Source organism: Streptomyces sp. NPDC087263 (assembly GCF_044744645.1).
GTDB lineage: Bacteria > Actinomycetota > Actinomycetes > Streptomycetales > Streptomycetaceae > Streptomyces.
In genome coordinates this window covers 185623-197479 of the sequence record NZ_JBIUYT010000009.1, presented here as the reverse complement: position 1 = coordinate 197479, position 11857 = coordinate 185623, and the positions used below count along the sequence as shown (strand labels likewise).

Here is an 11857-nt window from a genome sequence, read left to right as displayed (position 1 = left end):
AGGGCCGGTGATCGGTATCCCTTTTGGGGACGGAGTCCGGGTCCTTCGACCGCGTCCAGGACCGGGTGCGGCGTCGGCGCACACCCTCCGCGAGCAGGACGCGGCGGACCTGCGAGCGCCCCACCTCGGTCCCTGCGGCGGCCAGGGAATGCAGTGTGCACTCCGGTGACCCCGCTTCGTCGAAGGCCCGCAGCTCCCCGACGGGCTCCCGCCTCAGCCGCCCCGGCGGCACGGTGGCCGGCGTGCCCCCTGCGAGCATGTGGCCGAGCACGCTTGCGGCGGGTCAGGAAGGCGTCGGCGAAGTCGTTCGCCTGGCGCTTCGACGGCCGACGCGGCTTTCGCCGGCTCAGCCTGGGGTCCTGAGCGCCGCCGGTCTGAGCCGTACATCACCAAGGCTCCAGGTCCGGGCGCCACAGGTACCGGATGTGTGCCTTGGCATACCGGGCAGGCAGCTTGCTGAACCGATCCGTCAGGCATACAGGACAGGCGGCCTGGTGAACCGATCGGTCACGGTGCTTTCGGCGCCGGTGATCGCCACGGCCAGGAGGACATGGCCGCGTCCGCGTACCGCTCTGCCCGTGGCAGCGGTGGGCAGGACGACGGTGTCGGGCGTGAGGAGTGCGGGGGCGGGGAGTGCGGGGGCGGAGAGTGCGGGGGCGGGGAGCCGCATGGTCACCCCGGCCGGGACCTCGTGGCCTGGGGCCGCCGCGGTCAGTGCGCCGGCCAGCCGTTACGCGGCACGGTGGGGGCGGCGGGAGGTGAGCGGGAGCGCTCTGCCGACCAGTTCCACGCGGTGGCCGAACCGTGGCCCCACGGCCAGCGGGTAGTACGGTTGTGTTTTTCCCGAGCACGGTCTACGTTGATGGTACAGAACAGTTCTGTACTAAATGGAGGACCTGATGCTCGACGTCACGGACGAGCCGTCGACCCGCCGCTCCCGCGTTTCCCGGGCCCGGGAGATGGAGCTGCCCAACGCGGCGCCGGATGTGCTGGGCGAGGTCAGCTACGAGGAACTGTCGATGGACCTGATCGCAGCCCAGGGGCGGTGCAGCAAGGCCACGCTCGACAAGCTGTGGCCGACCAAGCCACAACTTGTCGGTGCAGCGCTCCACGCCACGCGCCCGATGAGGCCGGAGGAGGTCGACACGGGCACGCTGCACGGCGATCTGTTGACCATGGTCGGGCTGCTGGTGGCCGGTGGGGAGACGATGACGGCGCCGGCTGCCGCAGTGGGGCACGGCGTGCTCACGGACGAGGAACTCGCCCGAGCGGTACGGACATCGGTGGTGGAGCCCTGGTTCGCTGATCCGATCGGGTCCGTCGAGCGGGCGGTCGAGCGGCGCGAGCCGGCCACCCGGCCGCCGGGCGCGCACTTCCTGCCCGAAGTGCTGCTCAGCCTGGCACTCACCCGTCCGCTGTTCGGGCGCGGCCCCGCCGACACCGACCACCTCACCAGATGCGTCGACCAACTGCTGCTGCCCCTGCTCGAGCCCACGGCGCTGCAGCCCTGATCACGCCTTCCCTGCCTTCCCCCTGCTGTCCCGATCCGTCCTCCCTGCCCCCTCCCCCGGCTTCGCCATGGCCTCGTGCCCGGCCGCCGCCGGCAGCCCTCTCTGGAGATCCACCATGTCCGTCCGTTCCGCCGACACAAAAGGTGTCGGCACGGCAGCCCCTCCGTCCGACCGAGCCCGCCACCGGTGGTGGATCCTCGCAGTCGTCTGCATCGCCCAGTTGATGGTGGTGCTCGACGCATCGATCGTGAACATCGCCCTGCCGTCGGCCCAGCAGGACCTGGGCTTCAGCAACGGCAACCGGCAGTGGGTCATCACCGCCTACGCGCTGGCCTTCGGCAGCCTGCTGCTGCTCGGCGGCCGTATCGCGGACCTGTTCGGCCGCAAGATCACCTTCCTGGTGGGCCTGGTCGGCTTCGCGGGCGCCTCCGCGCTGGGCGGCGCGGCCGACAGCTTCGGCATGCTGGTCGGCGCCCGCGCCGGCCAGGGGCTGTTCGGTGCGCTCCTGGCACCGGCCGCACTGTCGCTGCTGACCACCACGTTCACCGACGCCAAGGAACGCTCGAAGGCGTTCAGCGTCTACGGCGGCATCGCGGGCGCCGGTGCGGCCATCGGCCTGCTCCTGGGCGGCGTCCTCACCGAGTACCTCGACTGGCGCTGGACGCTGTACGTCAACCTGGGCTTCGCCCTCGTCGCCTTCGTCGGCGGGGTCCTGCTGCTGACCCGTACCGCCCGCGACAGGACCGCCACTCTGGACGTGCCCGGCACGATCCTCGTGTCGTCCGGCCTTTTCTGCGTGGTCTACGGATTCTCCAACGCCGAGACACACGGCTGGAGTTCGCCGGCCACCTGGGGTCTGCTGCTGGCCGGCACCGTCCTGCTGGCGGCGTTCGCGGGGTGGCAGACCAGGGCCGCCAACCCCCTGCTGCCGCTGCGGGTCCTGCTGGACCGCAACCGCGGCGCCTCCTTCATCGCCGTTCTGATCTGCGGCGCGGGCATGTTCGGCGTCTTCCTCTTCCTGACCTACTACATGCAGGAGAGCCTGGGTTACAGCCCGGTCAAGACCGGTCTTGCCTTCATGCCGATGGTCGTCGGACTCATGGTCACCACCCCGCTCGCCACCAACGTCCTCATCCCGCGCTTCGGCCCCAAGCCGGTCGTGCCGGTGGGCATGGGCGTGTCCGCCGTCGGCCTGGCGTGGCTCACCACCCTGGACCTGAACAGCGGTTACACCGCGAACGTGATGCCGCCGCTGATCGTGGTCGGACTCGGGATCGGGCTGGTGATGGCTCCGGCGATGAGCGTGGCCACCTCCGGGGTGGCGACCGAGGACGCCGGTGTCGCCTCCGCGGCCGTCAACACCATGCAGCAGGTGGGCGGTTCCATCAGTACGGCGCTGCTCACCACGCTGTCGGCCACCGCAGCCACCGACTACCTCACGGGCCGAAACCCCAAGGACCCGGCGGTTCTCGCCGAGGCCGCCCTGCACAGCTACGCCGCCGCCTACTGGTGGGCCGCCGGCTTCTTCGCCGCGGGCATGGTCGTCTGCGGGCTCCTCTACCGCCGTGGCGTGCCTCAGCCGGACGCCGACGCCGCACCGGTCGTCCACATGTGACACCGCCGCCCGCACCGGACGCACCGAACCTGACAGACCGAAAGGTCCCCCCCAATGCCCGAGAAAACAGATTGGTCCGCGCCGCCCGCCGGCATGCCGCACGGGACAGCGCAGTCCGCCCGCCGTCCGCGGGGCACAGGGCGCATTCGCCGCCGGTACCGCGTGCTCATCGGGGTCGTCGCAGCCCTCCCCTTGGCGGCCCTCGGTACCGACTACGGCGTACGCGTCTACTCGGAAGCGCAGACCGCGCACGCCTTCCAGAAGGCCACCGGGACCGCGACAGCACCGGAGGTGCACATCCGGGGATTCCCGTTCCTGACCCAGGCGGCCCGGGGAACCCTGGACCAGGTGGACGTCTCTGCCGAACAGATACCGGCCGGGACGGACAGCCCGGTCCCGATCTCCCGGCTGGACGCCCATATGACCCACCTCAAGCGGAGCTCGGACGCGGACAGCGCCCAGGCGGGCTCCGCCGAAGCCACCGCGTTCGTCTCGTACGAGGACCTGTCCACAACCCTGGGCCTGGACGTCAGGGCCGGGTCGGCGCCGGGGCGGATCACCGCCTCACTGAGCGTGCCGATAGCCGGGAACATCGCGGTGAACGCCCAGGTGACCAAGGACGGGCCCACCACCATCGCCTTCAAGGTGCTGGGCATCTCCTCGGACCAACTGCCGCAGTCCGTCCTGGACTCGGTCAGCAGGACCTTCGAGCAGAAGATCCCGCTGCAGAACCTCCCGCACGGGATGACCCTGCGGTCGATCTCCACCGGTTCCTCCGGTATCGGCGTCACGCTCTCGGGCCACGACGTCACCTTCAAGACGTCCGAGAAATCCGGGACTTCCGGGACTGCCACGGATTCCGGGACCTCCACGAATTCCGGTGCTTCCGGCACATCGGCCGCATAGCCGATCTCCGACCACGTTCGAAGGGAGAACCATGCCCAAATCACAGCCGGTCAGGCCCCCGTCGCATTCACCGACGCAGCGGCACCTGACCCCTCTCGGGAGAGCACAGCGCACCGACGAGCAGCGCGAGCTGCTGACCGACGTCCTGGGTGAGGACGCGCCCAACCTCTTCAGCACCTTGGTGCGCCATCCGGCGCTCTACCGGAAATGGCTGCCGTTCTGTCTGCATCTGCTGACGGAGTCCGCGTTCCCGGCCCGGGAGCGGGAGTTGGTGATCATCAGGACCGCGTCGCTCTGCGGCTGCGCGTACGAACTGCACCACCACGTCGGGCTCGGCTCCGAGGTCGGGCTGACCGACCGCGAACTCGCCGCGCTGAACGGCGAAGGATCAACAGCCTGGTCGACGCGTGAGCGGCTGCTGGTGGCCGCGGTCGACCAACTGCACGCCGGCCACACGATCGGCGACGTCACCTGGCGTGCGCTGAGCGCGCTGCTGACCACCGAACAGCTCATCGAACTGCCCGTGCTGGTGGGCCACTACGTCCTGCTCGCCGGAACGCTCAACTCCCTCGGCGTACCGCTCGACAGCCCGCGGACAGCGCCGAACGGCGTCCAGTACCCGGACGCCGTCAAGTAACCGATCCATCCCAAGGAGGCACCGTCATGCGCATCGGAGTCATCGCCAACCGGCTGGTCCTTGTCGACAGGCATTCGGCCGTCGACGTCGAACGGGCCAGTAAGGGCCGCTTCCCGGCCGATCCCGCACAGCTCTTCGACCACTGGCAGCCGCTGGTCGAGTGGGCCGCCACCGCCGAACCCGACGGGGAGCGGCTGCCGTTGGACGGCCTACAGAACCCGGTCCCGGCACCGCGCCAGGTCTTCGGCATCGGCGCCAACTACCTCGACCATGTCCAGGAGGCCGCCGCCGCCCGCGGCCACACCGGGGACGTCAAGGCGCTGCTGCCCAAGGACCCGATGATCTTCACCAAGTTCCGGACCAGCCTGTCCGGTCCCCAGGACCCGATCCCGGTGCCCAGCGGGAACGTCGACTGGGAGGTCGAACTCGTCGTCGTGATCGGCCGGTACGGCGAGCGTGTCGCGGAGAAGGACGCCTGGGATCACGTCGCCGCCCTCACCGTCGGGCAGGACATCTCCGAACGCGTCATCCAACTGGCCGGCCCAGCACCGCAGTTGTCGATGGGCAAGTCCTTCCCCGGCTTCGCGCCACTGGGTCCGGTCCTGGTCACGCCCGACGAGTTCGAGGACCCGGACGACCTGGAGCTGGGCTGCGCGCTGAACGACCGGATCGTGCAGAAGGCCCGCACCTCCGAAATGATCTTCTCGGTGGCCGAGTTGATCGCGTACATCTCCTCCATCGTCCCCCTGCTGCCCGGCGACCTGATCTTCACCGGTACGGGCGCGGGCGTCGGTCTCTTCCGTACCCCGCCGGTCTTCCTCAAGCCGGGCGACAAGCTCGTCAGCTGGGTCAAGGGCATCGGCGAACTCCACAACCCCGTGACGGCGGCCTCCGGATACCCCGCCGCCGACGACAACAACGACAGCCGGACAGGAGCCCAGTCATGACCACCATCCCGGAGCGGAGCCCGCAGCAGTACGACGTCGGCGGCCTGATGCTGCCGCGTCCGTTCAAGATCCGCCGCCTCGGCCACCTCGGGCTGAACATGGAGCGGCTGGACGAGGCGATCACCTTCTACTGCGACGCGCTCGGATTCCGCGTCACCGACCAGCTCGACGTGCTGAGCCAGGTGCCCGAAGAGGCGCGCCCGTTCGTGAAGGACATCCTGACCGACCCGCGGCTGACCTTCACCACCCACAACAGCGACCACCACGCACTGGTGCTCGCGCACAAGACCTTCGGAACCCTGTGGGGCAATGACCGCAAGGTCAAGGACATCACCTTCAGCCAGCTCACCTTCCAGGTCGGCAGCCTGCAAGAGGTCGTGGAGGCCGAGGCGTACCTCAAGGAGCGGGGCGTCGAGATCGGCCACTACGGCCGCGACATGCCCGGCAGCAACTGGGAGATCTACGCCTACGACCCCGACGACAACATGATCGAGCTGTACTACGGCATCGAACAGATCGGCTGGCAGCGCAAGTCGAAGCCGTACGGCATGCACTACCGCGGGCTCATGGACGTGATGCCGTCGCTGCCGCAGATGTCGGAGGCCGCCGAGGTCCGCGAGGCGCTGGCCAAGGGCATCGACATCGACTCCGGCCACCACCCGTCCGAGGAGCACCTGGACGAGACGTACGTCGTCGGCGGCGTGCTGCTCCCGCGGCCCTTCAAGGTGACCGGGGTCGGCCCGGTCTCGCTGTTCACCGAGCGCATGGACGAGATGATCGCGTTCTACACGGGCATGCTCGGCTTCGAGGTGGTCGAAGAGGTAGAGCTGCACGGCCGGCGGATCGTGTACTTCCGCACCGGCACCGAGCACCACACCTTCGCCCTCGCCGACAAGGCGCTGCGCGGCATCCTCGGCCTGAGCGAGCACACCTCGTGCCTGAGCATCGGCCTCCAGGTCGGCAGCTACACCCAACTGCGGGACACGGCCAAGTACTTGATGGACCGCGGCTACACCCTCGTACACGGACTCCCGCAGGAGATCTACGTCGGCATCGACTACGCCGTCCACCTGAAGGACCCCGACGGCCACCTGGTCTGTCTCTACTACTACATGGAGCAGATCGGCTGGGACGGCAAGCCCCGGCCGCGGAGCGAGCGCCGCGACATGGTCCTCCCGTGGCCGGAGACGCTCGAGCCCGTCTCCGACACCTACGGGGGCACGGCCTACCTGGGACCCCTGGGCTGAACCATGACCGACAACGAGAACATACGAGCCACGACCGAACGGCACGACTGCGATGTCCTCATCGTGGGCGCAGGACCGATCGGCCAGGTACTGGCGCTGCTGCTCGCCCAGCAGGGAGTGCGTGTCATCGTGGTGGAGCGCTGGGAGCAGCCGTATCCGCTGCCCCGCGCCGTCGCTCTCAGCCACGACACCCTGCGGATCCTCTACCAGCTCGGTCTGCGCGAGGAGTTGGCCCCGCTGCTGGAGCCCTGGGGGCAGGACGGGCACACGTTCAAGCTCACGGACGCCTCGGGGGAGACCCTGGCCGAATCGCGGTTCGGCCTGGACTCCGATTCCGGCTTCGCCCACATGACGGGTTTCTCGCAGCCGGACCTGGAGGGTCTGCTCGAACAGCGGGTGCGAGAACACCCGTTGATCGACCAGCGCCGGGGCTTCTCACTGGAGGCGCTGTCCGACGACGGGCCGTCCGGGTCCGGGGTCACCGCCATCGTCCGCCCCCACAACGGCCTCGAAACGACCCCCGGTGGCGAACCGGAGACCGTACGGGCGGGTTACGTCGTCGGCTGCGACGGGGCCAACAGCACCGTCCGCACCCTGCTCGGGACGGAGATGACCGACCTCGACTTCAGCCATGACTGGCTCGTGGTCGACGTCCTCCCGCACACGCCGCCGGCCTGGCTGCCGTACGCGTGCCAGCACCTGGATCCTGCCCGGTCGACGACCCTGGTGCCGTCCGGGCCCGGCCGGCGGCGCTGGGAGTTCATGATCATGCCGGACGACGACCAGGACAACGTCGACACCGACGAGAACGCCTGGCGGCTGCTGAAGGCCTGGGACATCCACCCCGGCAACGCCGACCTGGTCCGGCACGCCCGGTACACCTTCCGGGGCCGCTGGGCCAACGAGTGGCGCACGGGCCGCGTGCTGCTGGCCGGTGACGCGGCCCATCTGATGCCGCCGTTCACGGGGCAGGGCATCAACTCCGGCCTCCGCGACGCGGCCAATCTCGCCTGGCGCCTGGCCCTGCTGGTCGGGGGCGGAGGCAAGGACTCGCTGCTGGACGACTACAGCACCGAACGCTCCGGGCAGGTCGCGCAGATCATCGAGCAAACCGTCTTCATCGGCCGGATGTTCTGCGCGACCGACCCGAAGGAGTGCGCCGAGCGGGACGCCATGATCAGGTCCATGGGCACCCTGGACATCCAGGAGGCGTCCAAGAACTGGAACTTGCAGGGCGGGACGCTGCAGGACGACGGGATCGGCGGCACGCTGGGCGTCCAGGCCCAGGTGGGCACCGGGACCCGTACGGCTCTCCTGGACGAAATGGTCGCGCCCGGCTTCCTCATGCTGGGCCGCGATCGTGACCCGGCCGGACTGCTCTCCCCGGTCCAGCGCACCGCCTGGCAGCAACTCGGCGGCCGCAGCGCCCACTTCGGACCCGGCGGCCTCACCGACCCCGAGGGCAAGTACGCGGCGTGGTTCGAGCGGCTCAACGCCTCGGTCGTCCTCGTCCGGCCGGACTTCCAGCTGTTCGGCGGCGTACGCACCCCGCACGCCGCGGACGCACTGGTCCACCACCTGATCCAGCGCGTGAAGGCCTGACCGAAGTGTGGCCCCCACTCCACGAACTCCGTCCGCACCGTGGGCGACATGTCAAAACACGGCCCGCAGGGCCCATCAGAAGAGGAGCAGTCATGCCCCAGGTTTCCGTCAGCACATCCGTGGCCGCCCCCGCCGACAAGGTGTGGGCGATCATCACCGACTTCGACCGCTTCGGTGAGTGGAACACCATCCACACCGAGTTCCCCGACGGCGGCCCGGCCGCACTCGCCGTGGGCGCCGAGTACCGCGAGAAGATGACCCTGATCGGCATGCCCGCCGAGGTGGCCTGGACCGTCACCGAGGTCGAGGCCGGACGGGCCTACCGACTGCAGGGCAAGGGACCGATGGGGGTCTCGGTGGGCCAGTACTACGTGCTCGCCGACGAGGGTGAGGGCACCCTGGTCACGGTGGAGAACGAGTTCAAGGGCGCGGCCGTGAACATGATGGCGGCCCGGGTGAAGGAGGCCACCACCATCGCGCTCACCGAGTCGCTGGGCAAGCTCGCCGCCCTGGTCGGATAGGGCCGGATCCGGGTGTGGTCCTTGCGGGCGCCCGTCGCCTCCAAGGACCACACCGTCGGCGTAGTCCTCCCGAGCCACCTACAATTCTGGTACGAAACTGTTCTGTATCAAATGGAGTGCTGATGTCACGCGCCAACGGCGATGAGGCGATCCGTCGCCCTCGGATGACCCCCGACCGGGAGGCCGAGTTGCTGGTCGCGACCATCGACGTGCTGCGCGAGGTCAGCTATGAAGAGTTGTCGATGGACATGGTCGCGGCCCGGGCACACTGCAGTAAGGCCACGCTCTACCGGCTGTGGCCGGGGAAGCCGCAGATCGTGGCGGCTGCGCTGTACGCCACGCGGCCGATGAAGCCGGAGGAGATCGACACCGGTACGCTCCGCGGCGATCTGCTGGCCATGGCACAGGTGTTGGGTCCCCACGGGGAGAAGGACGTACCGCTGTTCGCCGCGCTCGGACACGCTGTACTGACCGACGAGACTCTCGCCGACGCGATGCGTAAAACCCTGGTGCAGCCTTGGTTCGCGGATCTCATTGAGGTTGTCGACCGAGCGGTTGAGCGTGGCGAGCTGTCCCACCGACCGTCCGCCACGGACTTCCTGCCACAGATCCTGCTCAGCGTGATGGTCACCCGTCCGATGCTCGAAGGCATGCCCGCCGACACCGACTACCTGACCAGATGTGTCGACCAGTCGCTGCTGCCCGCGCTGCTCCACAGCTGATCGAGCGGCCTACCTCTCGGCGGGGCGACGGGGGCGACGGGGGCGAAAACCCATCCCCGTCGCCCTACCGCAGCTCCTCCGGGCACGGTGTCCCCCGTGGGAGTTGGTACGGCGCCGCCAGACGGTAGGTCCCCGGTTTCGGGGCCAGGAGTTCCGTCCACTTGTCGCCGGTTGCGTTCTCCGTGGCCGGGGTGAGGCAGCCGTTGAGGTTGTCGTAGGTCTTCGGGGTGTCGTCGTTCTCGCGGTTCTTGGATGCCTCGGTCTCCTGCGGAGCCTTGAGGCTCTTGCCGTCGGCGTCGACGATGCTCAGCCACGGGGAGTACGGGATGCGGATGAGGACGCGGCCCGCCTTCTTCACCTCCAGGATCATCTCCCCCTGTTCGGCGCGGTCGACGACGGCGTTGGGCTCGGCGAGCGGCGTGGGGTCGGTGACGGTGAAGAGCTGCCAGTTGGCGTCGCCCCAGACCTGCTTGAGGTACGGCATCCCGCGCTGGACGAGCTCGCGTTCACGCTCAGCGCCGTCGCCGTCCAGCTCCCCCTTCGGCAGCACCACGTAGTGGACGGCCCAGCGCTGCAACCACTCGTGGTAGTTCGCGGAGTTGAGGGTGTCGTCGTAGAAGAGCGGGTTGCGCTCCATGTCGGCCTGGCGGCTCCAGCCGCGGGCGAGGTTGACGTACGGGGCGAGGGCGGAGGCCTCTCGGTGGGAGCGGGAGGGGACGACCTCCACCCGGCCCTTGTCGGCGCCGACGACCTGGAGCTCGTTGACCAGCGGGGCGAGCTCGCGTGCCCAGGACGCCTCCGGTGTCGTATGCACGACGTCGTCGACCGACTTGAAGCCGATCCACCCGGTGAAACCGACGAAGGCGAGGACGATGGCGTACCACTTGCGCGAGCGCGGCATCGTGAACGGCAGGGCCGCCAGCAGCACGACGCCCGCGAACAGCATCGACAGGCGGGTGATGTTGGAGCCGATCTGGGAGCTGATCAGCCAGACGAGGAGTACGGAGAGGCCGTACACCGCCGCCGTGATCCGTACCGTCTTCCACTCCTCGGGGACGAGGAAATAGACGACCACGGCGGACAGGAACGGCAGTGTCGCCGAGCCGAAGGCCATCGGCTGGGTGCCGGAGAAGGGGAACAGCCAGGCCGAGAGGGCCACCACGACGGTCGGCGCGATACCGAGTGCGTACGCGCCCGGGCGGCGTTTCTGGAGGAACAGTGCCACCGCGACCAGGCCGACGAACAGGCCGGCCACCGGCGACGAGGCGGTGGCCAGCGCGGCGAGTGGCGCCGCGCTCAGCGCCTTCGCCCAGCGTTTGTAGCGCCAGCGGTACGGCCAGCAGAAGACGACGGCGACCGCGGCGAGCCCGAACAGCATGCCCAGGCCGTACGTCACCCGGCCCGAGGCGGCGTTGCAGAGCAGCGCGAACACGCCCGCGAGGGCCGGCCACAGCGGCTGCCGTACCGCCCGGCTGCGGATCAGGATCAGCGTCAGCAGGCTCGCCGAGAGCGTCCCCGCGATCATCATCGTCGTACGGACGCCGAGCACCGACATCAGATACGGCGACACCACGCTGTACGACACCGGGTGCATCCCGCCGTACCAGGCGAGGTTGTACGCCGAGTCCGGATGCTGCCCCACGAACTCCGCCCAGGCGTCCTGCGCCGCCAGGTCACCGCCACTGTTCGCGAACGTGAAGAACCAGACGACGTGGAGGACGCCGGCGACGACGGTGGCGACGATGATGGGGTGGCGGAGGAGACGGGTCAGCAGGGGTACTCGGGACGCAGACGGCTCGTCGTGGGCAGGGGGCTCGCCGTCCTGCGGACGGGGCTCAGTGTCCTGCGGACGAGGCTCGGTGTCCTGCGGGCGGCGTTCGCCGTTCTGCGGACGGGATACGCCGTTCTGGGGGCGGAACTCGTCGTCGTGCGGACGGGATTCGCCGTTTCGCGGATCGGCGGTCAGCGGTATTCGCGGGCCTGATCCTGGGCTGCCCGGATCGGCGTCATCGGCGTGTGTCGGCTCCGCTGTCGCCACTGCAAGGCACTCCCGTGTCCCGTTTTCCGTTCTCGGCCGGGACCCGCGGCCCGCGACCAGGCCGCTTAGCGACGCTAGCACGCACCTCGCCGGTGAGCGCCCCGGGCGGGG

Annotated in this window: 11 protein-coding genes; 9 read left to right on the top strand and 2 right to left on the bottom strand. The window is 69.3% G+C overall.

Translation table 11 applies throughout. The annotated features are described in order from the left end of the window. Positions 1–469: 469 nt before the first annotated feature. Positions 470–676 carry a hypothetical protein gene (locus ACIPC1_RS28350; protein ID WP_402521830.1) on the bottom strand — a complete coding sequence of 69 codons (207 nt, stop codon included), beginning with the start codon at positions 674–676 and terminating at the stop codon, positions 470–472. A 223-nt stretch (positions 677–899) separates the two neighbouring features. Between ACIPC1_RS28350 and ACIPC1_RS28345 the strand changes: the two genes are divergently transcribed. The 9 genes from ACIPC1_RS28345 to ACIPC1_RS28305 all read left to right on the top strand — a co-directional run bounded on the left by ACIPC1_RS28345 (position 900) and on the right by ACIPC1_RS28305 (position 9708). Beyond that, positions 900–1511, top strand: coding sequence for a TetR-like C-terminal domain-containing protein (locus tag ACIPC1_RS28345; RefSeq protein WP_402521827.1), 612 nt, complete (start codon positions 900–902; stop codon positions 1509–1511). Between the two features lie 115 nt (positions 1512–1626). Beyond that, on the top strand, positions 1627–3126 hold the full coding sequence (locus ACIPC1_RS28340; protein WP_402521825.1) for an MFS transporter: 1500 nt from the start codon (positions 1627–1629) through the stop codon (positions 3124–3126). A 54-nt stretch (positions 3127–3180) separates the two neighbouring features. Next, complete coding sequence (locus tag ACIPC1_RS28335; protein WP_402521823.1) at positions 3181–4032, top strand: DUF2993 domain-containing protein; 852 nt, start codon at positions 3181–3183, stop codon at positions 4030–4032. Positions 4033–4063: 31 nt separating this feature from the next. After that, positions 4064–4669 carry a carboxymuconolactone decarboxylase family protein gene (locus ACIPC1_RS28330; protein WP_402521821.1) on the top strand — a complete coding sequence of 202 codons (606 nt, stop codon included), beginning with the start codon at positions 4064–4066 and terminating at the stop codon, positions 4667–4669. 26 nt (positions 4670–4695) lie between these two features. After that, positions 4696–5616 (top strand): fumarylacetoacetate hydrolase family protein, encoded by a 921-nt coding sequence (locus ACIPC1_RS28325; protein WP_402521819.1) that lies wholly within the window; start codon positions 4696–4698, stop codon positions 5614–5616. Next, positions 5613–6863: a VOC family protein gene (locus tag ACIPC1_RS28320; RefSeq protein ID WP_402521816.1), complete on the top strand. Its 1251-nt coding sequence runs from the start codon at positions 5613–5615 to the stop codon at positions 6861–6863. The genes ACIPC1_RS28325 and ACIPC1_RS28320 overlap by 4 nt, the downstream gene beginning before the upstream one ends. A 3-nt stretch (positions 6864–6866) precedes the next feature. Then, complete coding sequence (locus ACIPC1_RS28315) at positions 6867–8465, top strand: bifunctional 3-(3-hydroxy-phenyl)propionate/3-hydroxycinnamic acid hydroxylase (protein ID WP_402521814.1); 1599 nt, start codon at positions 6867–6869, stop codon at positions 8463–8465. Positions 8466–8557: 92 nt separating this feature from the next. After that, positions 8558–8986, top strand: coding sequence for an SRPBCC family protein (locus tag ACIPC1_RS28310; RefSeq protein WP_402521812.1), 429 nt, complete (start codon positions 8558–8560; stop codon positions 8984–8986). 122 nt (positions 8987–9108) lie between these two features. After that, on the top strand, positions 9109–9708 hold the full coding sequence (locus tag ACIPC1_RS28305; protein ID WP_402521810.1) for a TetR-like C-terminal domain-containing protein: 600 nt from the start codon (positions 9109–9111) through the stop codon (positions 9706–9708). Between the two features lie 64 nt (positions 9709–9772). Here ACIPC1_RS28305 and ACIPC1_RS28300 read toward each other — a convergent pair whose 3' ends face one another. Continuing rightward, positions 9773–11746 carry an MFS transporter gene (locus ACIPC1_RS28300; protein ID WP_402521808.1) on the bottom strand — a complete coding sequence of 658 codons (1974 nt, stop codon included), beginning with the start codon at positions 11744–11746 and terminating at the stop codon, positions 9773–9775. Between the last annotated feature and the right edge of the window lie 111 nt (positions 11747–11857).

Excerpts from the sequence above, each read along its gene's own strand:
- ACIPC1_RS28345 (WP_402521827.1), top strand. The coding sequence starts at position 900 with ATGCTCGACGTCACGGACGAGCCGTCGACCCGCCGCTCCCGCGTTTCC.
- ACIPC1_RS28340 (WP_402521825.1), top strand. The coding sequence starts at position 1,627 with ATGTCCGTCCGTTCCGCCGACACAAAAGGTGTCGGCACGGCAGCCCCT.
- ACIPC1_RS28335 (WP_402521823.1), top strand. The coding sequence starts at position 3,181 with ATGCCCGAGAAAACAGATTGGTCCGCGCCGCCCGCCGGCATGCCGCAC.
- ACIPC1_RS28330 (WP_402521821.1), top strand. The coding sequence starts at position 4,064 with ATGCCCAAATCACAGCCGGTCAGGCCCCCGTCGCATTCACCGACGCAG.
- ACIPC1_RS28325 (WP_402521819.1), top strand. The coding sequence starts at position 4,696 with ATGCGCATCGGAGTCATCGCCAACCGGCTGGTCCTTGTCGACAGGCAT.
- ACIPC1_RS28320 (WP_402521816.1), top strand. The coding sequence starts at position 5,613 with ATGACCACCATCCCGGAGCGGAGCCCGCAGCAGTACGACGTCGGCGGC.
- ACIPC1_RS28315 (WP_402521814.1), top strand. The coding sequence starts at position 6,867 with ATGACCGACAACGAGAACATACGAGCCACGACCGAACGGCACGACTGC.
- ACIPC1_RS28310 (WP_402521812.1), top strand. The coding sequence starts at position 8,558 with ATGCCCCAGGTTTCCGTCAGCACATCCGTGGCCGCCCCCGCCGACAAG.
- ACIPC1_RS28305 (WP_402521810.1), top strand. The coding sequence starts at position 9,109 with ATGTCACGCGCCAACGGCGATGAGGCGATCCGTCGCCCTCGGATGACC.